Source organism: Marinoscillum sp. HNIBRBA16962 (assembly GCF_057801515.1).
The window spans coordinates 2,685,836-2,712,718 of record NZ_CM173603.1; the positions used below are offsets into that span (position 1 = coordinate 2,685,836).

Genomic DNA, 26,883 nt, shown 5'->3' on the forward strand with positions numbered 1-26,883 from the left:
TTGACGGGGGATTTGACAATGCTTTCGCGTTATTTGAAGCAGGTCAAAGAGGCTTTTCAGTTTGTGGGATCTTTTATCCCGTTCCTCTTTTACCCGTTCCTATAAGGCATTGTGAAGTTAGGCTAAGGGCTTTTAAAATCATGTTCAATTTTTTTAAAAGCTTTAAAAATGCGCACACACAATTTAGGTTACCCCAGAATCGGGAACCATCGGGAGCTTAAAAAAGCCTGTGAAAACTACTGGTCAGGCAAAGGTTCTCTTGAAGAATTGCTGGCTGTTGGTAAGAAAACCCGAAAAACCAACTGGAACCTTCAGAAAGAAATGGGGATCGACCTCATCCCTTCCAATGATTTTTCCTACTACGATCAGGTGCTTGATATGTCCCTGACTTTGGGGGCTATCCCTGAACGATACGAACCCCTGATGTTGGGGGATTTCACAGAGTTGGATCTTTATTTTGCAATGGCCCGTGGCTTTCAAAAGAAAGGTCATGACATCACTGCCATGGAGATGACCAAATGGTTTGATACCAATTACCACTACATCGTTCCGGAATTTACGAAAGACCAGACGTTTAGCGTCCACTCACGCAAACTCGCCAATGAGTTTCTGGAAGCTAAGGTCGAATGCGGGATCATTACCAAACCGGTAATTATAGGTCCCGTCTCTTATTTGCTGCTGGGCAAGGAAAAAGAAGATGGTTTTGACAAACTGGATCTTCTGGACAGGCTGTTGTCCGCTTATGAGGCCCTGTTACAGGATCTTGTAACTGTGGGGGGTGAATGGGTGCAGCTGGATGAGCCTTTTTTGGGTCTGGACCTGAACGAAAAAGCCAAAGAAGCTTTCCGTAAAACTTATTCTTTTATCAAAGAACGTTTTCCAACCCTCAAAACACTTGTAGCCACATATTTCAATGGATTGGAGGATAATGCGGAAGTTGCTGCTTCATTGCCGGTATGCGCACTTCATATTGATCTGGTGCGCGATCCGGATCAGCTTAATAAGATCCTGGACTTAGCTCCGGAAGGCCTTACACTATCCCTTGGTCTGGTGGATGGGAGGAATATCTGGAAAAATGATTTTGAGCATTCTCTAAAACTGATCGAAAAGACTGTTGATAAACTTGGTTATGAGCGCGTTTTTGTGGGTCCTTCATGTTCGCTGTTGCATGTGCCCTGCGATCTGGAGCTGGAAACCAATGAAAAAGCTCTCCCTAACGAAATTAAGAATTGGCTGGCGTTTGCCAGGCAAAAGCTGGACGAGGTGGTGACTATCGCCAGCTTGGCTGAGCGAAAAACTTCCGAGGTGTTACAGTCAAAGCTCGAGGAAAACAGACAGGCTGTGGCTTCCAGGAAAACTTCTGATCTGATACACAGTCAGGAAGTAAAGACCCGATTGGGTGCTTTGAACGAGGGTGATGCATCTCGTAACAGCCCCTTTTCCGCGCGAAGGGAGCTTCAAAAGAAGCGTATTAACCTGCCGCAATACCCCACTACCACCATTGGCTCCTTTCCACAAACTGCGGAAGTGAGAAAGCTTCGTTCACGATTTAAAAAAGGTGAGTTAACTCAGGATCAGTACGACGCGGAAATTGAGAAAGCAACCATTGAAGCGATAAGAATACAGGAAGAGATTGGTTTGGATGTGCTGGTTCACGGTGAATTTGAGCGAAACGATATGGTGGAGTATTTCGGTGAGCGGCTCCAGGGTTTTGTGTTTACCAGGTTTGGGTGGGTACAGAGCTATGGAAGCCGATGCGTAAAGCCACCGATTATCTATGGAGATGTGAGCCGTCCGGAGGCCATGACCGTCCGATGGTCTTCCTTTGCTCAGTCTCAAACTGAAAAGCCGGTAAAAGGAATGCTTACCGGGCCGGTAACCATACTGCAATGGTCGTTTGTAAGAAATGACCAACCCAGATCGGAAACGAGTCTTCAGATCGCATTGGCTATCCGGGATGAGGTACTGGACCTGGAAAAGGCCGGGATACGGATTATCCAGGTGGATGAGCCAGCTATCAGAGAAGGACTTCCGCTCCGCAGAGACAATTGGACAGCATACCTGAACTGGGCGGTAAAAGCTTTCAAAGTAGCTACCTGTGGCGTGAAAGACGAGACACAGATCCACACTCACATGTGCTATTCGGAGTTTAATGATATCCTTGAGCACATCGCCTCCATGGATGCGGACGTGATCACCATTGAGTGCTCACGATCACAAATGGAGCTGCTGGATGCATTTGGGGATTTTAACTATCCGAATGAGATCGGACCCGGAGTGTATGACATTCACTCACCCAGAGTACCGTCAAGGGAGGAGATGGTAAAACTCCTGGATAAGGCACGTGAAGTAATTTCGGAAGATCAGCTCTGGGTAAACCCGGACTGTGGCTTGAAAACCAGAGGCTGGGAAGAAACCAGGGCAGCCCTTAAGGAAATGGTAGGAGCAGCTCAGGAAATGAGAGCTTCCAGACCTGAAGTTGTTTAACCTGATAATTTGGCGGACCGGCCAGGTCCGCCAATACTGATCATGGCAAAGCATGAGATTAAGGTCTGTTTGAGATGCGGAAGCGAATTTGAATGCAAGATTGGCTCTATTCACCTGTGTCAGTGCTGGGATATTCCGCTTAATGAAGAAGAAAGAATCTGTCTAAAAGAAAAATACGATGACTGTCTTTGTGCAAAGTGCTTAATAGCCGAAAAGCATAAGCTTCATCAGGGGTGAAAAAACTAAAAAAGCCTGGAAATAACTTTGGATCATGAAATAACTTTGGAGTATAATGAATATAGATATAAAAGGATCACTTAAGACAAATATCATTCTGCCTTTACAGAGCTGGGACATCTATGCGATGGAAATGGCCAAAAACCTGGAGAATGGGAAAAAAGCGAGGGATCTGAAGGTCTTACAGCAGTTTCAGGAGCAGTTTGGCTGGCAAGTGGATTTCAGACAGATCCTGTTGAGGCCGTATGACGCAGTAGTTCTCACAAATCGCGCAGTGAAGATCAAGTGGGTGAGCGATGGTTTTCAGAAAATGACGGGATACACGCCCGCGGAGGTGAAAGACAAAAACCCGAAAATGCTCCAGGGAGTAAACACCTCAAAAAATTCAGTGAAGTACATTCGTGAACGTCTTTTTGAACAGCATTCTTTTGCCGAACACATTATCAACTACCGCAAGAATGGAGAGGAATATGTATGCAGGGTGGAGATATTTTCGTTAACAGATAAAAGGAACAGGTTGACCCACTTTTTGGCTTTGGAAAGAGAAGTTAAGTGAATACGGTGATTCCTAGAAGTGTGTTTTAACACCGGAAGGGTTGATCTCTATCAGATCGAACTCGGTAATAAACCGGATCAGGGCAGGCCAATGTGTTTGAAAGCCTTCCATTATTTCTTTTTTCTTTTCAAATCCAAAAACGTAGATCAGCTTTTCAGGAACCTTCCGGGAAACATAGCTTTTCACAAAATCATCGTCCCTGGTGATAATGACCCAGTTTTTATGGAGGGCAAATTTTCTTAGCGCATTGTCACTGATGGGCAGCTCATTTCCAAAAGCATTGACATGAAGAGCTTCAAAACCTGATTGACGAATAAATTCTGCAAGTGCAGGGGGTAAGTTTTCGTCAACCAGGTATTTCATAAAATCAAGCTTCGGTTACTACTACTTTTTCCATGACATCACCTTGCCGGATATCCTCGATTACCTCCAGACCCTCCACAACCTTTCCAAATACTGTGTGATTCCTGTCCAGATGTTGAGTGTTTTCACGGTTGTGGCAGATAAAGAACTGTGAACCGCCGGTGTTTCGACCGGCATGGGCCATGGAGAGGACACCACGGTCGTGGTGTTGATTATCGCCATCCAGCTCACAATCGATCGAATAGCCAGGTCCGCCAGCGCCAGTTCCATCAGGGCAGCCACCCTGGATCACAAAATTGGGAATAACCCGGTGAAACGTGAGCCCGTCATAGAAGCCTTTTTCAGCCAGCGAAATAAAGTTATCTACCGTATTAGGAGCATCTTTTTCGAAGAATTCGATTTTCATTACGCCCCTTTTGGTGTGTATTTCTACTTTTTTCATCCGTTAAATTTTAATTGGACTGCTAAATTAAGGACAGCCTGATAATTGGGATAACTTTGTGGCTGATAAATTGTCTTTATGAGTATACCAATCATAGAAATCGGGAAGTTTAATCACCTGGAAGTGTTGAAGGAAACTGAGCAGGGACTTTATGTGGGAGATGAGGTGGAAGAGATCCTCTTACCCAATAAATACATTCCCGAAGGCCTCAAGGTAGGAGACTGGCTGGATGTGTTTATTTACAACGACTCGGAGGACCGGATGATCGCCACGACACTTATTCCTAAAATCCAACTGGGGGAATTTGCCTACCTCACGGTAAAAGAAGTGACCTCCATCGGCGCTTTTCTTGACTGGGGGCTTGAAAAAGATCTTTTAGTGCCATTTAAGGAGCAGCGTCATAAAATGGAGCCCGGGAAGTCTTACATGGTATACATGTATCTGGATGAGGTGACTGACAGGCTGGTAGCTTCATCCCATCTCAATAAGTTTCTGGAGCATGAAAACATAGAGCTGGAAGAAGGAGAGGAGGTGGACCTGCTGATTGGAGACATGACAGACCTGGGGTATCAGGTGATCATCAATACCAGGTATCGGGGGTTGCTTTTTAGAAATGAGGTTTTCAGGGACATTGAGCCCGGAGATCATACTAAAGGATTTGTAAAAAAAATACGGGCAGACAAAAAAATTGACGTAACTCTTGAAAAACAGGGCTATGAAAGTATAGAGCCTAATGCAGACCGGGTCTATAAAGAGCTAAAAGAAAATGACGGGTTTTTACCTCTGCATGATAAAAGCGATCCTATGGAGATCCAGGGACAGCTTCAGATGAGTAAAAAGAACTTCAAAAAAGCCGTCGGGGCATTGTATAAGAAGCGCCTGATCGTAATGGAAAAGAAAGGAATCAGGTTGAAGTAACGGGTTGCGGGGTTGCGTGTTAAATTGTTGCGAGTTGTGGGTTGGTGTTTGAGCAGTTAAATCTATCATATTCTGAAGACTAATGAACATGGATTCCTACGGAATGACTTTCGAGGAGGACTTAACTTAAAGTATTGTTACTGAGGGGAGATAAGGGGAGAGTAATAAGGAAGGATAGTTCGGAGTTTTTATTAATTGCGTGAACAATTGATAAAAACCCCGGCCTAAGGTATCAGAGCTTTACAAGTTCCGCATGGATATTGTTGTCTTTTACCAGCTCTTGTGTGAATTTCATATGGCCATGTGGTACAAATATTTTGAACGTGCCATTCTTCATGGTAGCAAGTGTTTCCAATAGCTTCCACTTATTGATCAGATCGTTTGGATTATCAACTTTAGAAGAAATCTCAAAGTACGCTTTCCCTTCATTTTTAGTAGCTGTAACGTCTGGCGTAAAATTCACTTTTTTTGTTTGCCCAATTAATTGGTAAGGCGCTTCATAATCGCTCAGATCAGCTCTGATGTTGTCGTAACCTTGTTTTTTTATCTTTTCGATTACATTTGAAAGTAATTCGTCGTAAGAAGTTTTACTTCTAGTTTGTTGAAGCATAGATCGCTTGGTTTGTTATAATTTAATTGATGAAAGAAACTCCAAATGCTAAATTAATAATTTTCAGGGAGTTATATTAATTAAAACAAACCTGTTCTTAAAAATGTTTGCCTGGTCCTATTTTTTAGGAGGATTGATCATAATGTGTGCCTTATGAGTACCGGGGTCCATTAGCCAGGGACCACCTTCAGAGGCAGGCGATAGGGGGAGCCCGGTCGTTTCCACAGTGGCATAAGGAATGTAGACCACATACCTCAGGTACAGGTCCGTCGGGTATCCGCTTTCGTCAAAGCTGCCACTCAAAACATATAACGTACCCTTATCCGGCATTTTGAGCTTCCCCGCCTTTACCTCTTCTTCGATGATTTCAAACCGTTCTTTGAAGGATTTCCCTTCCGTTTTCAATGTGCGCCCCCGGGCCATATAAGGGTCCAGGTCTGCGTGATATGCAGCCACGCTGAAACCTTCTTTTGTTGGGTCATCGGCCAGGCAGACTATCTGGTTAGACCCCTGCCTTAGTACGACAAATGCGCCGTCTTCATCATACCCGTACACTTTTGCATCCTGCTGGTAAGCTTCAGGAGCTGCCATGATGGCCTGTTCGATTTGAGTTTTAGCATCCGGGATCTGGGCTTCTATATCCAGCCGGAGTGCAAGTATCAGGACAAGGACTGCTATAAGTTTCATTTCATATTGGGTTTAGTAATATCCAAAAGTTAAATAGTTTGCCGATCATATCCGAACTTTGAGCTTCTAAATACGCCCTTGATGGGTCGCTGTCCGGGGCTCAATATTTTGAGAAAATAACTCTCGTTTTGGCGCTGCCTTTCTCATTTTGATAATTAGATTTAATTTTTATCTATTTTCACATGAATTGCCGTTTTTGGAATGCTATTTGCACATATAATCCAGGCAGTAAAATATTTATGGATAAGCCACATCATTTATTTATATAAAACGTTAAAGCACTCTATTAAACATATATTGAAATGAAGAAAAGAAATTTAGTTTTTTTGAAAACCTACATGCTCGTATTTTTAGCTCTTGTTGTAGGGTTTTCATCCTGTAAAAACAAGAAAAAAGCCGGGGAACTCTCTGATCCAACCGAAGTGAAAGAACAGATAGAGGAGGAGATAGCCGGATATGAGGAAGAAGAGGAGGAGCCGGAACGAGTAGCCGAAAAAACCAGCGCTTCGCAAAAACTGGAAAACTATTTTTCAGCCATAGCTTCAGCCCCCAGCGCTCAGTCAGCTAACGGAAGTATTAGCGAGACGCTGACCATGTTTAGCAATCCGGATGCTCCTGTCCTGATCGTCATCTATAGCGCAAATGGCACCACTGATTATGATGAACCCACCACTATCAAGCGGTATCTTGAATACCTGAAAGACACCAGGAACAACAGCGCTGTAGTAGAGGAGATGGTGATGGATGACTATGGCAAGATCAAAGAACTGGTCCTTAAAAAGAAATAATTACCCAAGTCAAAATAGAAGATACATGAGATCATTAAAAAATATAATGTTTGTGGCCTTCGTGGCTACAGCTTTTGTGAGTGTAGCCCAGGATAATGTAGACCCCAGGCGTAAGCAGGCTATAGACTCTCTTGCTCTGGAAAAAGTAAAAGACCTGAGTAAATACATCAGCATCATAGGTGATAAAAAGACCCAGTTTTCAGAAGCCCAGCGTGTAATGGATCGTGCGGAGGAGCTTTTTGCTCCTGACAGCGAGATGGGTGTCTCGTCACTTAGCCGGGAGGAGATATCCTACTACAAAGTACGGGAGTATTTTGAGCGGCTGATGGCGCTGAACTATGATAAGGTGAGCATCAAATGGTATGATATTCACTACATCAGTGACCTGGAAAGACAACCTGATGGCACCTACGTGGGAGTGATTACCATCTATCAGCGTTTTGAAGGTACATCTGATGATGGATTAAATTATAAAGACACCACAAAAAAGGATATAACTATTTATGTTCAGCGGAAAGAAACGCAAATTGCCGGGAGAACCATCGAATTTTGGGATGTATTACTTGGCGATATTCGCGTAACTGAAACTTCCGCATGATCAGCATTCGAATACTAACGATAACCTTTTTATCAGTAACCTTCTATTCATCAGTGGCCCAGCGTGGGCTTACTGATGACATGAAGGACACCGAGGAGCAGCTATATGCTTCTACCAAGCAGATCAACCAGTTTTTCAGACGCTTCAATGGTGAAGAGGACGAAAAAGGCGACAGGTACTACCCGGGAGATAAAGATTACAGGAGCGTAACGCTTCGCAAAAAGTATCTTCCCAATCTTTTTGATAAGGAAACCGGCTATGTTTCATCGGATCTGGCGAAAGATTTTGTAAAAGATGTGGCCGATCGAAAAGAACCGTCCTACCTGGACTTTCATTCCGGTAAGTGGATTGCGGAAGTCAACACCATATTTAGCTATCGCGGAAAAGAACAGTCGGTATTGCTTTACATGAAAATTCAAAAACAAGGCAAAGGCTATGAATGGGTTATAGACGATGTGGCTTTTGATCCTTTCAAACAGATGTTTGATAAAGATACTTCCGAATCCAAGAAGTTTATCCACCCGATGAGCCATGAGTTGGATTTTATGAACTTAAGGAAAGCTTTTCAGAAAGAAAATAACCCAGAGTCGTTTACTGCCAGAGATTATACGCCGGATTATTTAACCTTGTTTTTGTATGAAATAAAGCGAGGCAATATGAGGTTCAAAACGGTAAAAAATGTGAAGTTTCACTTTTTTGGGATTGACGGCTGGTACTTTGAGATCGCAAATTTCAATCGAAGCAGCTACAATTCCGGCTGGCTGATCTCCAACCTGGTGAAAGCCAGTGACCGGGAGAAAAAACAACTGAAAAACTACATTTACGATAAAAATTAGAGCGGATCAGATACACTTTAGATGACCATGAACTATCGCTTTTTAGCATGCTTTCTTGTAGCCTTTGTTTTCGTAGCAAGAGCGCAGGATACCACACCGGATGATAACACAGACCAGGTCAAAAGCCTGGTTGACTTTTATAAGTATATGCTCAATACGGTGGGGGATGCTGATACCCCGAACCGCGACAAGGAGGTCATCATTACCGAAAGCTATAAAAAGGTCTTTAAAGATGCTGAAGTGCAAATCGAAGATGACCTTTTGCCGAATCGAAATGCCATTACCAACAAAAATGTACCGGCCTACCTGCGTGATGTAGACTTTTTCTTTCAGGATATTCAGTTTGAGTTTACGGACATGGAGGTGGAGAAATCCACCAGGGAAAATGGAGCGGATTACTACCTCATCTCTTTTAACAGTATTATTAAAGCTACAACGCTGGAAGGGGAGCCTTTCAGCAGCACAAAAAAAAGGTACGTTGAAATAAACCTTCAGGAAGAAGAAAATGACTTAAAGATTGTTAGCGTTTACAGTACCAAAATCAGCAGAGAGAAAGAGCTTCGCCTCTGGTGGAGGAGTCTTTCCTACGAGTGGTCACGAATATTTGGACCGTATGTCAAAGGGGATAGCGCTACGAAAGATGAACTGCTTAAGATAGCAGCGATCGATAGCCTGGATTTGTCAGGCAACAATTACCTGATGGATATTGGACCACTCTCCGCTCTTAACAATCTGAAATACCTCAATATAAGCGACACACGGATCGATAACCTGGAACCTATTCGCTTTGCCATGCAACTGCAAACGCTGGTAGCAGGTAATAGCAGAGTAGATGATATCAGTTTGCTCCAGTACTTTGAAAAGCTCGAAAAACTGGATCTTCACAACACTCCTGTGCTGGATCTGTCTTCAATCGGTCGCCTGAAAAACCTGAAGTGGGTAAACCTTTCCTCAGTGTCCGCTACTGTATTTGATGCTTTTCAGCATTTGAATGGGCTGAGGTATGCAGACCTGTCTAACACGGCGTTTTCCTATCCTGCATTGCTCTCAAACAACCCTGCTCTGGAATACCTGGACCTGTCCAGAACGGGGATTTCCAATATTGACTATTTGAGCGAGCTGAAAGCATTGAAATACCTGGACCTTTCAGAAACTTACATCACTACTTTGAAGCCATTAAGCGGCCTGAATAACCTGGAGACGCTAAAGGTCAACCAGACTCAGATCTTTGACCTTAAACCGCTAAAAGGGCTGGAGCATTTGAAACGAATTTATTGCGACAATACGGGCGTTACTGAGAATCAATCCATGGATTTTATGTCTGAAAACAAACAGGTGCTGATCATCGCCAATACCCAAAAGGTGATGGATTGGTGGGAGGGACTGAACAGCTCATGGAAAAGAGCATTGGTACCGTTTACCGGAAATTCGAACCCTCAAAAGGAAGACCTGATCAAGCTCATAAACCTGGATTCTTTAAACCTAGCTGGGCAGCGACTGGTAGAAAGCGACCCACTGACCAAGTTTAAGAAGCTCAGACACCTGGTAATTGATAACAATCTGTTTACGGACCTTCAGTTTATGGATGAGCTTCAGTACCTGGAGGTGCTTTTTGCTGAGAAGTTGCCGGTGGAATCTTTGGATGGCCTGGAAAACAATAAAAACCTGGCAGCCATTTCCTTTAAGGGCTCCCTGGTGACTGATATTACAGCGTTGAATAATCTCAATAAACTCAGGATCGTAGACCTGGACGATACGCCGATCATTGAAAGTGAAGTAGAGCGATTTTTAGCGTATAACCCCCGGGTAGTAGTGCTTTATCAGACCTCTGCTTTGAAAAGCTGGTGGGCAGGTTTGTCTGATGCCTGGCGAGATGTTTTTGATCTGTCAGAAGAGCCTTCAGGTCTGGAACTGCACGAGCTGATCGAGCGCGAGGAGCTGGCTATAGAAGGGGCTTCGGTTGTGTCACTTCGTCCGTTGGACCCTTTCATCCAGTTGAAAAAGATTACCATAAACAATACCGGGGTCACCAGCCTTATCGATTTGGCTGCTCATGAAACGCTGGTAGAAATAACCTGTCAAAACGGCCCGCTTTTTGAGCTGGACGGTCTGGCAAAACTCAGAAACCTGAAAAAGCTGGATATTTCCAACACAGCCATTGATGATTTACGTCCGTTAAGACCACTACTTTCGCTGGAAACCCTCAATGCTTCAGGAACAAACCTTAAACGGATAAAAGGCTTGGAAGAATTGATTAACTTAAAGCATCTAAATATAAGTAATACAAGAGTTTGGCAACTGGACAGACTGCACGATATTCGCAATCTGAAAACACTTGTATGTTACAATACCCGGGTCAGGTCTCGCGAGATCGAAGATCTCAAAGAGGTTTTTCCGGAATGTGAGGTGAATTATTATTAACTTTTTAAAAATCCAGCTTAAGCGAAATGAATACCCTGAAACAAGTTATCAAACTTAGTTTTTGCCTGATCTTGATTGTACTTTTCTCAGCAAAGTCCATCGGTCAGGAATCTTTACAAGAGAAGTATCAGAATCTTCTGGAAAGTACGGAAACCTTCCAACAGTATAAAGTAATACCGAGAACAGACCTGAATAACTTCTGGGCAGCAGTAAATGATTCGCTGCGTCAGGATACCAGGACCATCTCACAGTTAAATTCCCGGCTTTCTGCTCAGCAGGCATCACTGGATTCGCTAAGGACGCAACTATCTGACGTTCGGGCGCAGTTAGATAAGAGCCAGACGTTGAATGACACCATTTATTTTGTCGGAATGCCCTTTACAAAGCTTGGTTACCATATTTTAGTATGGGCTATTATCGTTGCTTTGGCTGTTTTAGGAATTCTGGCTTACCTGATGTTTATCCGTAGCAATAAAGTAACCACCAGATCAAAAAAAGAGCTGGAGTCTTTACGTGCGGAGTTTGAGGCTCATAAAGATAAAGCCAGGGAGAAGCAGGTAAAGCTGAAGCGTGAGCTGCAAACAGCAGTAAACACTATCGATGAAATAAAAAGAGGGAGAAGGTAAATAATCCTACTTCACCAAGTTATGTTGAATGGTCATGGTGGAGCATGGGTTTGATTCAAATATTCTCCCTGCAACTTGAAGTAGGAATAATTAACCATGGAAATGAATCAGGTAAAAAAACTATGCGGCCTTGTGGTACTCCTGGTAGTGGCTTTCTCTTGTAAAGATGATGATGAAGAGAAGCCTAAAGGAAGTGGCTTGACCATCTCCGTAAATGGTGCATCGTACTTTTATAAGGTCCCAACTTCTGTTGCTGAACTCGACGATCCCGATATATTGATCAATGGAGGTTCGTGCTTTACAAATTGTTTTAATTCATACCGGGCAGAACCAAGCGAAGGTCCGTTTGATCTGATCGAAGTGGAAATAAAAACAGAGAATACCATTTCAAGCATTGAAAGTCTGTCAGGTGAGGTGTTCACGTTGGAAAATGATGACGACCCGATCTGGCTGCTGATGAGTATGGATGAGATCTCAGTTATTCCGGATGAGAGCACCGTGAATGAGATCACTATTTTTTCTGTCACAAAAATTTCAGAAGACGATGGCTATATAGATTACATCGTTCGTGGAAAATTTTCCGGCACCTATGTCAATCCTGAAACGGAGGAAACGTTTGAGGTGGAGGGGACTATGGAACTACCAGCATTTGTCAGCCCTGAGTAGTGGGGGTACGGGTTGCGAGGTTGAGCAGGTTGCGTGTTAGTCAAAGGTTTACAATGTTGCGTGTTGTGGGTTTGCGGGAGTGCCTCACTGCCCACCATTTCACCGATTACCAATCATCTACTGTTTACTGCCACTGCCACTGCTTACTGCCACTGCCACTGCCACTGCCACTGCTTACTGCTACTGCTTACTGCCACCGATCACTGACTCACCGACTCCCGTGTTTTCTCGCAGAGGCGCAAATCTGCTAAGAATCAGACATACCGACAACTGTCTTACTGCCTACTGCCTTTATATCACCCCTTCGGGGTTGTTTTGGTTCATGTGCCAGGAGCTATAGTTATTTCATCCCTTCGGGATTTTCTTTTTGCCTATTTACTGCCACTTCTTACTACCACTGCTTACTGCTTACTGCTACTGCTACTGCTTACTGCCACTGCTTACTGCTTACTGCCACCGATCACTGTTTCACCGATTACCGATCCCTAAGTATTCAACCATCTCCAGAACTTCCCCATCAGGGTTTTAGGCTTTGGCGTGGTATCCTCCATGGCCTGTTTTTTTTCTTTTTTCTTTTTCTTCACTTTGCTTGAAGCTGCAGGAAGATCTTTGTTGATTTTTTGCTTATAGTGCTGTTCTTTTTTCTTTTTTAGCTGTCGTAGCTCACGTTCCTTTTGTTTCTCCCGTTGCTTTTTGAGTCGCTTTTCTTTGGCCTTTTTGTTTCGGATCCTCCTGGCCTCACGTTCCTCGGGAGTAAGCTTTTTCCGGCTGTTTTTTCTGCTGTGTCGTACTACCTTTACCTGGTCAGGATCCTCTTCTTCTTTCTGCTTTTCGGTTTCTTCTTCCTCCTTATCCTTAGGTGTTGGTTCCGGCAGGTCAATCTTACCCACCACTTTCAACCCCTGTAATTCTACCTTTGGAGCACGGATGACCTCAGGTTCTTCATCTCCCCCGTCATCCCTGTCATCATTTTCAGTGCCTTCATTCAGCGTTTCTTCAGGCTGTTTTTCATGCTGTGGAGTTTCGTTTTGCTCAGCTGGTATTGCTTCAGACCTGGCTTCTTCCGGAGATTCCATTTCCGCGGATGAAAACTCCTCCTCCAGTTGAGCAGACATTTCCGGTTCAGCTACAGGCTGCTCATCCTCAATAAGCGGTTCTTCTGAAAAATGAGCAACCACCTTTTCTTCCAGGTCCGGATCAAGTTTTACGTTAGGATGATCCTTTACATCAAAACCATTTTCTGATAAATAGTTACTGATATCTGTGGTAGTTACTTCAAGTTTCCGCGAAAGCTGACCCAATCTCATGACTAAAAAGGTGAATTAAGGCCGCAAAAATAAGAATTTAGACGTTGAAGAGAAAGCCGGTAGACGGAAAATGCACATAACTAAAGGATATATAGTATCTTTTGGGAAAAAGAACCTGCTGTGTTAACCATTCGCTTGATCATCAAACTCCTTCCCTGGGTACTTTCTGCGGTGCTGGCAATACTATTGGGGGCATTTTTGTACACTTCCGGAGCCTTCCAAAGTCAGCAGTCCCAAACCATCATTACTCAAAACACGATCCTTACCGAAGTGGAATCCATGGGTAAGCTCGAGCTGGTCAGGTATCACTTCAGGGATATTACCGAGCTGGAAAAGAAAGGGAGAAAGGACTATTTTGATATCATCAACTGGGGAGAAGATGCAAATATGGCCCTGGTGAGCGTAGGGTCGGCCATTGGATGCATCGACCTTAGAAAGATCAAAGAAGGGAATATAACCGTAAAGAACGACACGGTCTATATACACTTACCGGATGCTGAACTATGCAGCTATAAGCTTAATATGGAAGAAACCCATATCTATGCTTTGACGACAGGCAGGAGAGTAGATGCAAAAAAATTTATACAGGAAGGCTATAGAAAAGCAGAACAGCAGATCAGGGATGCAGCGCTGGAGTCGGGGATCCTGGAGCAGACTACCCAAAACGCAGAGCTGGTCCTGAAGCCTTTGCTGGAAGCCACAGCAGAGAAACCTGTGGTGTTTGTGAAGAAGCCTGTAGGGGTGAAGGTGGAGGGTAGGTGATACCTGACGCTTTTGTACTATTTAATTATTTAGGTGTAATCTTTTAAGGTAACTCAATAAGTTTCTCGAGAAATCTGTTGTTTTTCAATAAAAAATGTTTTTTTAGTTGGGTAAAACTGAATTGAAAACCTAACTAATTATTAACCTTGAACCGCCAACTTACGATTTTCTTTATTGGGATCGCGATTTCTTTTTGTGCATTTTGCCAATCCACCGGATTAGAAAACATCAGTCTTCCACCATCTCCGACAGCCCAATCGTTTATGAACTTTTCCGGATTTTCGAACCCAGGAGCAAGTGGTAAAATTCCGATCTCGGTCCCACTCTTCTCCTTACAGGAGGATGACCTTGCCATTGATCTGGCCTTAAGTTATAATTCCGGAGGGATCAAAGTGTCAGATATTTCGGGAGTAGTAGGGCTTGGGTGGTCTATCAACATTGGAGGTGCTGTTACTCGAACAGTCCGAGGTTTACCAGACGAAGCTACAGGGGGTTATTTTACCGAAGGAAACAAGATTGATGATTTTTCAGGGACAGATATAGACTATTCAAACTACCTGAGTGACGTAGCAGCAAATAAGGTCGATGCTCAACCAGATATATTTAATTTTTATTATCCCGGAGGTGGGGGCACGTTCATATACCATTATAATGGATCGATATCCACTTATCCATATCAGGACGTCAGTATTTCAGGCGATCCTGAGAATGGGTTTGTTATAATAGATAACAGGGGTATATCTTATCATTTTACGGAGGTTGAAAAAACAAGAAAATCAGCTTCTTCGTGTGGTTATTCAGGTACAGATATTAGAGTAAACCAATATAACAGTGCTTGGTACTTAAGTCAGATTGAATCGCCAAACTGCAACTCGATTTATTTTACATACAGTAACTCAAATTACCAGTTTGATTGGCAGCCAAATGAGTTCGCGGATGGGTACGGTATACAAAGGTCGATCTGTAAAAATGAAAATACATCCGATGGGAAATATGTTACCAATATCACTTCAACGAAATATAGCGTTGATTTTATTTATTCAACTGATACAAGAAATGATGCACAGGGTGCCCCACGTTTGGATGAGCTTAAAGCAAAAAACAAAAATACTTTAACACCAATTTCATGGTACAGATTTCTCTATAGTGAAACACAAAATACAGCAGGAAGTTCATATTTCAATAGTTACTACAACTGGGGGAGTTCCGGATATGCATACAGGCTTTTTTTGGATGGGATCGACCAGGTAAATACTTCAGATACAGAAACGATTCCATACAGGAGATTTCACTATAATTCAACACTTCTTCCTTCAAGAATAAGCACTGGTCAGGATAGATGGGGTTTTTATAATGGGAAAAACTCTAATAACTCTTATATAGAGAAGACGAAAGTTTACTTTAAAAATCCCAGTAGTGTGGGTGACGATCAAGTGAGAGAATTTGGTAATGCGGATAAGTCCATTGATACGACCGGGAATTTTACTAAAGCTGGTATACTTGAAAAGGTTGTTTATCCCACTGGTGGGTTTACGGAATATGAATATGAACCTAATAGGTTTAACTCTGCCAATCAAGACTATTCTGTTAAAAAGCATTATGCGTATAAAACATACTTGTGTGGTGGAGGATATGATTGTGAGGAAAGAAATAAAACTTTTGGGATAATTGCAGGGAGTCCTCAAAATCAGATCACGGATTATTTTACAGTGAATGAGGAGCAAGAAGTAAACTTTGATTCCTTTATTACAGGTGATCCATCATGCCCTACTTCCAGTTTCAATATTAAGGTATTTGATAATAATACAAACACATTAGAATTTGTCGTTTATGGTGGACAAAATGATGTATCAAATTCATCTTCCATAAGTTTACCTCCAGGTACTTACAGAGTAGAGATCCAAGTTTGTGATACCGAAATTACTAGCGGAACTAATTTTTATGTAGCAAGTCTTGCAGTTAATCACATTTATAACTTAGGTGTTTTAAATACAAATGAATACACCGGAGGTCTTAGGATAAAGGAAATAAGGAATTGTGCGGAAACAGATAACTGTTTAGTAAGGCAGTTTAAATATGAGGATTCAAATGGGACTTCCTACGGAGAACGCCTTTACTCAACAAATACCCTTGACTATAATGTGGATCATCACTGTGGAATTGATCCTGATATGCCCGAAAATATTAAGACGTCCCTGGACTGGAGTCAGGTTTTTAGTTATTTTGATTGTTCAGAACTTAGTGAAGATTCTTATTTTATTAATGAGGTAAAGGTTCATGCTAATCCTCAGCTGTATTCATGGGGTAATTCTCATATCAATTATCGAAAAGTCAGAGTAACAGACATCAATAGGGCTGGAGTTAAGAATGGGTATGCAGAGACTACATTTACTTCCCCATCAGATTTTATGAGCATAATGTTCCTGTCAGGGAATGAATACTCAAAATTTGATGATCTTTTTTTCGAGGTTTCAGATACTTATCCTCTCCTCGAAATTTTCAAGGAGTATGGCACACCTTCAATATCTCATTCATTTCCACCTGCTTTTACATCTTACTTCTTTCCAGGAACACTTTTACCAAATATTTTTCCAGTTATTGGGAAAGAAAAATTAATACAACATTATAACTCTGACGACTCATTAATCAGCGAAAGAAAAAATACCTATCGTATCAGGTTGGGTGGTTATCATACTTTCAAGTCTAATAATTCATCTGATAGTCTTACAACACCTAGGGGAATGAATGTGGTCTATCATTCTGGATTGGTAGAAAACGGGCTTCCATTAGGTTTTTATATAGTACGTTATAATCTGCCTGCTTTATGGCTAGAGCTATCGGAGTCTAAGGAAAAGAAATTTGATCTGAACGGACAAGACCAGTTATTGAGAAATGTAACCTATACTTATGACTCTACTTATAACCTTCTAAAATCAACTACATATACCAACAGTGAATTAAATGAGATAAAAGAGGAAATCTACTATGCCTTTGAGTATGACCGAAATACTCTTCCAGCAATTGATTCTCTACTGAGCAAAAACAGACACGCAGCACCCATCGCTTCTGTTAAATACATTGATGGTAAGGCCGTGGAGTCGAGGGTAGGTGCTTACAGACTGAGTGACAATAAGCCTGTGCTTGATTATAGTTCTAAATTGATCACTGGATCACCGATTAGCAATTTTATTCAGAATGTTGGTTCAGGGGGATTAATTGAGACTTTTACTCCATCTTATTCATTTGATCAGCAAGTGAGGTTTACAGAGTATTCCAATTGTGCTAAGCCCATTGAATACGAAAGTGCTGATGGTATAAGTCAGGTTATATTATGGGATAGTGATGAGGTGAATATCATCGGGAAGGCGACTAATGCCACAAATGACAAGGTGGCATTTCATAGTTTCGACCAGGCCACGCAAAAAGGGTGGCAATTAAATGGTGTGTCACCGATCAACAATGGCTACACTGGGAATTATGCTATGAATAATTCAATAAGTTCTCCATTGCTTCCCTCGGGGGATTATGTGATTTCGGTTTGGGCAAAAGGGACAAGTGGACAAGTTGGTATTAATGGAGGAAACTGGAAAAATGTCGCCAATGACTGGGAATATCTTGAATGGAATTTGACTCACTCAGGTGGCTCTATGTCCATTGATGTTAGCAGCGCGTCAGTTCGTTTTGATGAGGTCAAAATTTATCCTGAAAATGCCACTCTGGAAGGGTACACTTATAATAATCGCTATCAGATTGTCGCAAAATCGTCACCGGGAAGGGAGTGCATACACTATCAATATGATGATTTCGGAAGACTTTCTGTAGCGAAGGATTCCGATGGAAATATTATCGAGACGTATAAATATAATTTTTTCAATTCTACTCCCATAGAATAAACCATTCGCCCAATTAACTAATAGCTGAAATGTTTTTATTAATAGCAATCTCCACTCTCTTAAATCCTGGTTTTTCAGATTTAGAAAATCCTTTGGTCGGTATGACTGGCCCTAGTACGGTAGAAAGGTATTCTACTCATACTTATGACTGTAGTGAGTGTCCATTGTTAGACAACAATCCGGCAGAATGGAATGTGACCGGTGGAACAATTATTTCTCAAAGCCCAAGAAGTAAGACTGTAACTGTAGAATGGACTCACAGTAGCAGTGGGAGAGTGGAATTTCTTCAAGGTGGTTATGTTGCGGCAAGTAAAGATATTACTATCTTGAGTCCTCCGTCACCTCCACCTACGCCATCATACGAATATCACTGTACAAGTGCTGAGTTGCAATTCAATGGTTCACCACCATCCGGTACAACCTGGTACTGGCAAACATCTTCTACAGGAACAAGTACCTCAAACTCCTCATCCACCTGGATGATAACATCTTCTGGGTGGTATTATTTAAGAGCAAAAAATCAAGTAGGATGGAGCAGTGCTACTTCTGTTTTTGTGCCAGGGTGGGATTCTGATCCCCCGGCAACTTTGTCTACCACCTTGTTTGAAGCATGTAACGTAAGTAGCATAACAATGGGATCTTATCACTCAACAGACGAGTGGTATACGAGCTCTACCGGTGGATCACCTGTTCATGTAGGGAGCTCTTACACGGTCAGCATCAGCCCAGGGCAGACAAAAACCTATTGGGTATTACTGAAAACTGCGTTTGGTTGCGCAGCTTCGAGCCGTACTCAGGTTACGGCTAAGTCCTGGGAGACATCCATTGGGGGCAGTATGAGTTCAGACCTTACTACTTTCTGCAACTCGTCTATAGTGACTTTTACTTCTTCAGGGAAGCGTGGTACTATTCAAAAGTGGCAATACCGGGAAAAAATAGGATCAGGTTCATGGTCTACATGGTCCACTTTTAGCACAAGCACTTCTACAACCCGAAGCAAAACAATAACCAATAGTAGTTCTCAAAATTTATATGCCCAGGTGAGGGTGCAGGTTAAGAGCGGGGTTTGTAGTTCAACATATTCTAGTGCAAAGCAAGTCACCGTTGAGCCAGCGACTGTTGCAGGTTCCATCTCAGGGATCAGCAATCGTTGTGGTAGTGGTACGGAAACTTTTTCAATATCAGGTCATACAGGGACCGTTCATAGATGGCAATATCGATACAAAAACGGGTCGGGCAGTTATACCAGTTGGTCTACTCACGAAGAAACAAATAATGTAACCAGCAAAAGTCTTTCCCTATCGCAGTGGAACAGTGGTCAGCGTACCTACCAGGTACGGGCCGTTGTTAAAAGTGGATCGACCTGTAGCACATTATATCCAACCAAGACCATAACCGTGGACCCTGTGACTGTTGCCGGTACAGTGAGCAGCAACGTTAGCTCCAGGTGCGGAACCGGCAATGTGACCTTCTCCATATCCGGACAAACAGGGACTGTTCATCGTTGGCAAAAGCGATATCAAAACGGATCAGGTTCGTGGAGTTCATGGAGCACCTTCCAGGAAACAAATAATGACTATAGTATTGCTCATTCTTTGAGTCAATGGTCTGACGGAGACAGGACCTGGGAGATCAGAGCCGTTGTGAAAAGTGGCTCTCAATGCAATACCCTATACCCCAGCACTCAGGTAGTTGTTAAGCCTCAGACGGTTGCAGGAACAGTTTCCAGCAGTCCCAGGACTCGCTGTGGAACTGGTAACATGACTTTCTCAATATCAGGTCAGAGTGGTACGGTTCATCGCTGGCAGAAACGGTACAAAAATGGTAGTGGGTCCTGGTCCGGATGGAGCACTTTTCAGGAAACCGATAATGACTATAGCATTTCTCATTCCCTCAGCCAATGGGCTGATGGTACCCGAACCTGGGAAATACGTGCAGTTGTTCAGAGAGGCTCTTGTGCTACTTATTACCCTTCCACCCAGGTTACGGTATATCCGCAAACAGTAGCGGGGACTGTATCCAGTAGTGCAGGTTCCAGATGTGGGACAGGCAATGTAACTTTCTCCATATCCGGACAAACAGGGACCATTCATAGGTGGCAAAAGCGCTACAAAGATGGAAGTGGTTCCTGGAGTACATGGAGCACTTTTCAGGAAACAGATAATGACTACAGTATTGCTCATTCACTTAGCCAGTGGTCAAGTGGGACAAGAACCTGGGAAATACAGGCAGTGGTTCAGCGCGGATCCTGTGCCACATATACACCATCTACTCAGGTTACAGTGAATCCGATCCCCGGGCTTGCCAGCGGAAGCAACACAGACCGATGTGGTACCGGATCAGTTACCTTAACAGCTACCCCCGGAAGTAACGGCAATACCATACGCTGGTATAGTGCGAGTAGTGGAGGCAGTTTATTGCATACCGGTACCAGCTACACCACGCCAAGCCTGAGCAGCTCAACAACCTATTATGCAGCCAGCTACAATTCTTCAACAGGCTGTATCGATGGGGATCGGAAAGCGATAACCGCCGTAATAGACCCGATCCCATCCCTTGCCAGTGGCAGTAATGTAGCCCGCTGTGGTACCGGATCAGTTACATTAACAGCTACCCCCGGAAGTAACGGCAATACCATACGCTGGTATAGTGCGAGTAGTGGAGGCAGTTTATTGCATACCGGTACCAGCTACACCACGCCAAGCCTGAGCAGCTCAACAACCTATTATGCAGCCAGCTACAATTCATCAACGGGCTGTATCGATGGGGATCGGAAAGCGATAACCGCCGTAATAGACCCGATCCCATCCCTTGCCAGTGGCAGTAATGCAGCTCGCTGTGGCAGTGGTACGGTTACATTAACAGCCAGCCCGGGAAGTAACGGCAATACCATACGCTGGTATAGTGCGAGTAGTGGAGGCAGTTTATTGCATACCGGCACCAGCTACACCACGCCAAGTCTGAGCAGCTCAACGACCTATTATGCGGCCAGCTATAATTCATCAACGGGCTGTATCGATGGGGATCGGAAAGCGATAACCGCCGTAATAGACCCGATCCCATCCCTTGCCAGTGGCAGTAATGTAGCCCGCTGTGGTAGCGGTACAGTTACCTTAACCGCCAGTCCAGGAAATAACGGCAATACGATCCGCTGGTATAGTGCGAGCAGTGGGGGCAGTTTATTGCATACCGGCACCAGCTACACCACGCCAAGCCTGAGCAGCTCAACGACCTATTATGCAGCCAGCTACAATTCATCGACGGGTTGTATTGATACAGACCGTAAAGCCATAACAGCAATAGTAGATCCCATACCTTCCCTTGCCAGTGGCAGTGATGAGGATCGATGTGGTAGTGGTACAGTTACCTTAACCGCCAGTCCAGGAAATAACGGCAATACGATCCGGTGGTATAGTGCGAGTAGTGGAGGCAGCCTACTGTATACCGGCACCAGCTACACCACACCAACCCTGAGCAGCTCAACAACCTATTATGCGGCCAGCTACAATTCATCGACCGGCTGTATTGATACAGATCGTAAAGCCATCACTGCGATCATCAATAACAATCCCACCGTCTCGGCAGGCTCAAATATTACAGTCTATGCCAGCACCCCAACCTTTACCATTTCCGGAGGTTCTCCCTCCGGTGGCACTTGGAGTGGCACCTATGTAAGCAGCAACCAGTTTAATCCCCAGCAATCCGGTGAAGGATCATTCACAGTCACCTATACCTACCAGGACGGAAATAGCTGCAGCAACTCCGATACAAAGACCATCACTGTAGTCTCTGATCCGATACCCACGCCAAGCACCACTTCTGTTTCTCTGGGCGAGTCGGTGACGATAACGCTTGATGGGTATACCAATTACCAATGGTATAAAGACAATACCTCCATTTCCGGAGCTACTCAAAACAGCCATACCACTACCAGTACGGGCACCTACCATGTGACCTTTACAGACGGCCAGGGAATATCCGGTACCAGCCAAAGTGTCACCATAACGGAAGACCAGTCCGCTTTTGGTAACTACAACTACATCATTTCCCATGCTATAAAAGAAGAAGGAATAACAGATGTCTCAACTGTCACAGGCCTCAGTGAAGAACAGCAGTCGGTTTCCATCCAATATTTCGACGGGCTCGGGCGACCCATGCAGACGGTAGGGTGGAGAGCGTCCCCTTCACATCAGGACATTATTCAGCCGATCATTTATGATCAGTTTGGGCGTGACTCGGTAAGCTTCCTGCCTTACACCGGAGGAAATGACGGGGGCTATAAAGCCAACGCTATTGACCCAACCAATTATACCAACAGCGATCAATTTGCTTTTTACCAAAACACAGGAAACGATGTGGTTACGGATGCTTATCCTTTTGCCAAAAAGATCTTTGAAGCCAGTCCGCTAAACCGGGTTACCGAACAGGGGGCTCCCGGACAGGCCTGGCAGCCGGGCAACCACACGGTACAGAACAGCTGGAGAACCAATACTTCCAGCGAAGTGCCACTCTATGAAGTGGACAATGATCAGCTGGTCCGGAATGGAGACTATCCGGCGAATGAACTATGGGTAACGACCGTCACGGATGAAGAAGACCATGAAGTGGTGACCTACACGGATAAGGAAGGGCAGACCGTCCTGAAGTCTGTGGAAGGACATGAAACGCACTACGTGTATGACGACTTCAACCAGCTCAGGTTTGTGCTGCCACCTAAGCAGTCCGAAGCAACAAGTCCGCTGAGTAGCACAAATATCCAGGAGCTGAGCTTTATCTATGGATATGATGAATACCGACGCATGATCTACAAAAAAGTCCCGGGGGCAGATACGGTCTTTATGGTCTACGACCAGTGGGACCGGCTGGTGCTGACCCAGGACGCGGTGCAACGCACCTCGAATAAATGGACCTTCACTACCTATGATGGGTTGAACCGCCCTGTGATCACCGGTTTCCTGACCGATAGCCTAGACCAGGCCACACTACAGACCTACATTATGGGGCTTAGTGAACGATCCCTCACTTACGATGGCAGTGGTACACACGGGTATGATGATGGCGCCTATCCGTTTACCAACATTGGTACGGGAACGCTTGGAGATATCTTAAGCGTAACCTACTACGATACCTATGATCATTTGTCTTTGAGCGGCTGGACGACTGAGTTTGATTTTACACCTGTTTCGGCTGTGGGATTAACCTCCGGAGATCAGCTGGACCCGGCAAGAGGACAGGTGACTGGCAGCAAGACCCGGGTGCTGGGCACCGCCAACTTCTTAAATACTGTGATCTATTATGACCATAAATACCGGGTGATCCAAACCACTACTCACAATGATGACCTGAGCATCACCCGCTCTACCAATGAGTACGATTTCATTGGGAAAGTCTTGACCACTAAAACAGAGCACCTCAGCGGCAGCTTTACGGAGCCCATCACCGAGTACTTCACTTACGACCATGCCGACCGGCTGATCACAGCAGCACACCAGATCGGCAGTGAGGATACCGTTACCATCAGCGAACAGGTCTACAACGAAATAGGCCAGCTGAAAGAAAAAAATCTGCATGTCTCCCCTCCAGTTGGAGGGGCCGGGGGAGGTCCGGGGGGTGTTTTACAATCACTAGACTATCAATACAACATCCGGGGCTGGCTCACCAAGCTCAATGAAGCCGATCTGAGCGCAGATGGCAGTAATGAGTATAGCAGCATGGACCACTTTGGCATGCAGCTGCAATACGACGATGCAGGGAGCACTTATGCCCAGCACAACGGCAACATCGGGCGAATGCTCTGGAAAACCAGCCTGGATACCGACGATCTGCAATATGCCTATACCTATGATCCGTTAAACAGACTCACAGCCGCCAACTACGGAGAGAACGGCACCCTGGGGGCTACCACCTACGATGTTCCGGCCATCAGCTACGATGCGAATGGCAACATCCTGGGGCTTCAGCGAGAGGGAATGGATGCCAATGACAACTCGGTCACCCTTGACAACCTGATCTATACCTACAGCGGCAACCAGCTAACGAAGGTAGAAGACGGTGGCGATGACGGAGGGTTTAAGAATGGAGCATCAGTGACTGATGAATACCTGTACGACGCTAATGGCAGCATGACGGCAGACAAAAACAAAGGCATCGACTCCATCCGGTACAATCACCTGAACCTGCCTGAGGCGGTTTACCTGGATACCGTGACAGTATTCTACACCTACGATGCAGCAGGCATAAAGCTGAAGAAAACCACCATCTCCGGTAATGACACTACCGTGACCCGCTACCAGGGACCACTGGTGTTTGAGAACGACACATTACAATTTATCCAACACAGTGAGGGCCGCATCATCCCGGGGACCGAGGGGGGACCGCTATGGGCCTATGAATACCACCTGAAAGACCACCTGGGCAATGTCCGCATGACCCTCACCTCCAAAACCGAGTCTTACACCTACCTGGCGACCATGGAGACCGAGCTGGCTACCGAAGAAGAAGGACTGTTTGGTAATGTGGCTGCCACCCGGCAGACGGACTTAAACTACGATCATACGCACCTGGTCCATGGCTTTGGAAATGAAGCAGCAAGACTCAACGTAAACGAAGGCAAAGTAGTAGGTCCGACCCTGAGCTTATATGTGAATGCCGGGGATACGGTAAAAATGAAAACCTTTGCCAAATACCTGGGTACACCGGGCAGCAACAGCAGCAGCTTTGTGATAGCCGATGAAGTGACCAGTGGGTTTGGGCTGGTATCCGGTGGAGAGACTGCTGAAGCCTATTCAGCTATCAATAGTTTACTGGGTAGTGGTTCCGGCTTCCTGGGCTTCTCCAGTGATCCGGACCTACCGAAAGCTTACATCACCTACCATTACTTTGATACCGATCATAACTACATTACCAGTGGATTTATGCAGGTGAGCAGCGCCAGCAATGGAGCCTTTGAAGAATTATCCCTACAGTTGACAGCCGATCAGCAGGGGTATGTGTATATTTATGTAGGGAATGAAACCCAGGATGATTTCAATGTGTTCTTTGACGATCTGGAGGTGGAGCATAGCTATGGGCCGATAGTGCAGGCTCAGTCGTTTTACCCCTTTGGTCTTCCCTTTGGAGAGTTTAAAAGAACATTGAGTAAGCCGAATAGATACTTGTACAACGAGAAGGAGGAGCAATCAGAGATGGGGGTTTTAGATTATGGCAACCGCATGTATGATAAAGTTTTGGGAAGATTTTGGCAAATTGATCCTATGGTAGATATGTTTCCTGCATATTCCCCCTATAACTATACCCAAAATAACCCAGTTAGATATGTTGATTTTGATGGATTAGGACCAGGAGACCGAGTAAAAAATGCAAAAAAAGCTGTTAAATCTGATTTACGGAAATATAAGCAGGTTACTGGAAGTTCAAGGTATACAGACAATTATGTTGATTGTTCGGAGTTTTGTCGGGAGATCGCTTTGAAAGAAGGATATGATCCGGGCAACTGGACAGGAGCTCAAGCTGAGTACTATAAGAAATCTGGCGAATGGGTTACTGATATAAATGAAGTGCGTATTGGTGACTTTGCTTTTTGGCAAATGAAGGGTAGTGAAGGAATTACCCATACAGGGTTAGTCATTGCAAAAGATGAAAAAGGTCGAATGACAATAGCGCAATCTACGAAAAACGGTGGTGGAAAAAGCTTAAATGATCATCAAAAGACAAATTCAGAGGGGACATTGTGGAACGGGGTTATTCTGGGAGGAACAGACATAACCAGTGTTTTCGTTGGGGCAGGAAGGCCTGCTGGGGAATCAAATACCCCCTCTTTAAGTGATAAAATTGATTATCTTGGGTCTAAGGTAAAAAGACTCAAAGCTAAAATTGCAAGAAAGCAGGCCAAAGGGAAAGACGTAGAAATATTAGAATCCAGACTTGCTATAAATGAGAGTTTACTAAATATCTATAATTCAGTGGATGAAATATTAAATCAAGATGAAAAATAAGGCTATAGGATTGATGCTAGTGCTACTATCATGCACTAATGTTCCTGCAAGTAAACATGAATCTACTGATTTACAGTCAGATTCAGTAGCTGTTGAAAACCCGAACTGTGATATTTTGGATGAACTACGTTTACCGTTAAGTGATTTTGAATCAATAGACGTCTCAAAAATCAACATACATGAGCTATCAGAAATTAGATGTGAATTTTTCACCAAATTTTTGAAAAGTAAAGGTTTTGATTACGGTTGTAATGAGACTGAATTATATGCACATTCAATTTTAGAGGATGCTTGTGCTTTAGTGTTGGTAGAGAAAGATGATCGAATAAATTCAATCGTAGCTTATCTTGTTTTTTTGTCATCGGTTAGTTCTTCATCAAATAGAATTGTGATATCCGAAAATAGTGTTGCTTCAGGGGGAGTTACTGACTCAAACTCTGAGATGCTCAATGACAGTATTTTAACCAAAACGACAGTCAATGGGTTTGTTGGAGCATACAATGAAGAAGAAGATAAGTATGAGACGATTGAAGATTCAATTGTCACCATATTTGCTATAAAAGACAATAAGCTCGAGGAAGTTAAGAAGGACAGTGTTAGGATTATTAGGTAGATTTTACATTGCCGCTTCCCCGTTCGTGTGCGTTTGTAACGCGACCGAAAAACCCGCCAGCTAGATGTTAACTATGACC

19 protein-coding genes are annotated in these 26,883 nt (G+C 44.0%); 14 read left to right on the top strand and 5 right to left on the bottom strand.

The features are described 5' to 3' along the window. The first annotated feature begins 168 nt into the window (after nt 1–168). The 3 genes from metE to AC3E9V_RS11400 are packed head-to-tail and all read left to right on the top strand — an operon-like array spanning nt 169 to nt 3,280. Nucleotides 169–2,487, top strand: coding sequence for a 5-methyltetrahydropteroyltriglutamate--homocysteine S-methyltransferase (gene metE / locus AC3E9V_RS11390; protein ID WP_488753322.1), 2,319 nt, complete (start codon nt 169–171; stop codon nt 2,485–2,487). Nucleotides 2,488–2,529: 42 nt separating this feature from the next. Then, complete coding sequence (locus AC3E9V_RS11395) at nt 2,530–2,724, top strand: cysteine-rich CWC family protein (RefSeq protein ID WP_488753323.1); 195 nt, start codon at nt 2,530–2,532, stop codon at nt 2,722–2,724. Nucleotides 2,725–2,779: 55 nt separating this feature from the next. After that, a complete protein-coding gene (locus tag AC3E9V_RS11400) occupies nt 2,780–3,280 on the top strand; it encodes a PAS domain-containing protein (RefSeq protein ID WP_488753324.1) in 501 nt (166 codons plus the stop codon). Nucleotides 3,281–3,292: 12 nt separating this feature from the next. On the opposite strand, the gene AC3E9V_RS11405 is transcribed toward AC3E9V_RS11400, so the two are convergent. Further along, nucleotides 3,293–3,643, bottom strand: coding sequence for a DUF5615 family PIN-like protein (locus AC3E9V_RS11405; RefSeq protein ID WP_488753325.1), 351 nt, complete (start codon nt 3,641–3,643; stop codon nt 3,293–3,295). A gap of 4 nt (nt 3,644–3,647) precedes the next feature. Next, nucleotides 3,648–4,085, bottom strand: coding sequence for a peptidylprolyl isomerase (locus AC3E9V_RS11410; RefSeq protein WP_488753326.1), 438 nt, complete (start codon nt 4,083–4,085; stop codon nt 3,648–3,650). Between the two features lie 78 nt (nt 4,086–4,163). Between AC3E9V_RS11410 and AC3E9V_RS11415 the strand changes: the two genes are divergently transcribed. Then, on the top strand, nt 4,164–5,003 hold the full coding sequence (locus AC3E9V_RS11415) for a CvfB family protein (protein ID WP_488753327.1): 840 nt from the start codon (nt 4,164–4,166) through the stop codon (nt 5,001–5,003). Nucleotides 5,004–5,235: 232 nt separating this feature from the next. On the opposite strand, the gene AC3E9V_RS11420 is transcribed toward AC3E9V_RS11415, so the two are convergent. Both AC3E9V_RS11420 and AC3E9V_RS11425 read right to left on the bottom strand, forming a co-directional pair. Then, nucleotides 5,236–5,613, bottom strand: coding sequence for a hypothetical protein (locus AC3E9V_RS11420; RefSeq protein WP_488753328.1), 378 nt, complete (start codon nt 5,611–5,613; stop codon nt 5,236–5,238). 117 nt (nt 5,614–5,730) lie between these two features. Then, nucleotides 5,731–6,300 (bottom strand): hypothetical protein, encoded by a 570-nt coding sequence (locus AC3E9V_RS11425; RefSeq protein WP_488753329.1) that lies wholly within the window; start codon nt 6,298–6,300, stop codon nt 5,731–5,733. Nucleotides 6,301–6,602: 302 nt separating this feature from the next. Between AC3E9V_RS11425 and AC3E9V_RS11430 the strand changes: the two genes are divergently transcribed. The 6 genes from AC3E9V_RS11430 (at nt 6,603) to AC3E9V_RS11455 (ending at nt 12,235) form a co-directional block, all read left to right on the top strand. Continuing rightward, nucleotides 6,603–7,088 (top strand): nucleoid-structuring protein H-NS, encoded by a 486-nt coding sequence (locus AC3E9V_RS11430; RefSeq protein WP_488753330.1) that lies wholly within the window; start codon nt 6,603–6,605, stop codon nt 7,086–7,088. A 46-nt stretch (nt 7,089–7,134) separates the two neighbouring features. Beyond that, nucleotides 7,135–7,686 carry a hypothetical protein gene (locus AC3E9V_RS11435; protein ID WP_488753662.1) on the top strand — a complete coding sequence of 184 codons (552 nt, stop codon included), beginning with the start codon at nt 7,135–7,137 and terminating at the stop codon, nt 7,684–7,686. Further along, a complete protein-coding gene (locus tag AC3E9V_RS11440; RefSeq protein ID WP_488753331.1) occupies nt 7,683–8,522 on the top strand; it encodes a hypothetical protein in 840 nt (279 codons plus the stop codon). The genes AC3E9V_RS11435 and AC3E9V_RS11440 overlap by 4 nt, the downstream gene beginning before the upstream one ends. 21 nt (nt 8,523–8,543) lie before the next feature. Next, complete coding sequence (locus tag AC3E9V_RS11445; RefSeq protein ID WP_488753332.1) at nt 8,544–10,943, top strand: leucine-rich repeat domain-containing protein; 2,400 nt, start codon at nt 8,544–8,546, stop codon at nt 10,941–10,943. 26 nt (nt 10,944–10,969) lie between these two features. Then, entirely contained in the window at nt 10,970–11,569 is a 600-nt protein-coding gene (locus AC3E9V_RS11450) for a hypothetical protein (RefSeq protein ID WP_488753333.1), read from the top strand. Nucleotides 11,570–11,671: 102 nt separating this feature from the next. After that, on the top strand, nt 11,672–12,235 hold the full coding sequence (locus tag AC3E9V_RS11455; RefSeq protein ID WP_488753334.1) for a hypothetical protein: 564 nt from the start codon (nt 11,672–11,674) through the stop codon (nt 12,233–12,235). Nucleotides 12,236–12,720: 485 nt separating this feature from the next. Here AC3E9V_RS11455 and AC3E9V_RS11460 read toward each other — a convergent pair whose 3' ends face one another. Next, nucleotides 12,721–13,542, bottom strand: coding sequence for a hypothetical protein (locus AC3E9V_RS11460; protein ID WP_488753335.1), 822 nt, complete (start codon nt 13,540–13,542; stop codon nt 12,721–12,723). Nucleotides 13,543–13,662: 120 nt separating this feature from the next. Here AC3E9V_RS11460 and AC3E9V_RS11465 point away from each other — a divergent pair, with 120 nt between their 5' ends. From AC3E9V_RS11465 to AC3E9V_RS11480, 4 genes are all read left to right on the top strand, one after another. Further along, nucleotides 13,663–14,304, top strand: coding sequence for a DUF4230 domain-containing protein (locus AC3E9V_RS11465; protein WP_488753336.1), 642 nt, complete (start codon nt 13,663–13,665; stop codon nt 14,302–14,304). Between the two features lie 263 nt (nt 14,305–14,567). Further along, nucleotides 14,568–18,197: a hypothetical protein gene (locus tag AC3E9V_RS11470; RefSeq protein WP_488753337.1), complete on the top strand. Its 3,630-nt coding sequence runs from the start codon at nt 14,568–14,570 to the stop codon at nt 18,195–18,197. Nucleotides 18,198–18,226: 29 nt separating this feature from the next. Beyond that, a complete protein-coding gene (locus AC3E9V_RS11475; protein WP_488753338.1) occupies nt 18,227–26,191 on the top strand; it encodes an Ig-like domain-containing protein in 7,965 nt (2,654 codons plus the stop codon). Continuing rightward, on the top strand, nt 26,181–26,804 hold the full coding sequence (locus AC3E9V_RS11480; RefSeq protein ID WP_488753339.1) for a hypothetical protein: 624 nt from the start codon (nt 26,181–26,183) through the stop codon (nt 26,802–26,804). The genes AC3E9V_RS11475 and AC3E9V_RS11480 overlap by 11 nt, the downstream gene beginning before the upstream one ends. The last annotated feature ends 79 nt before the right edge of the window (nt 26,805–26,883 follow it).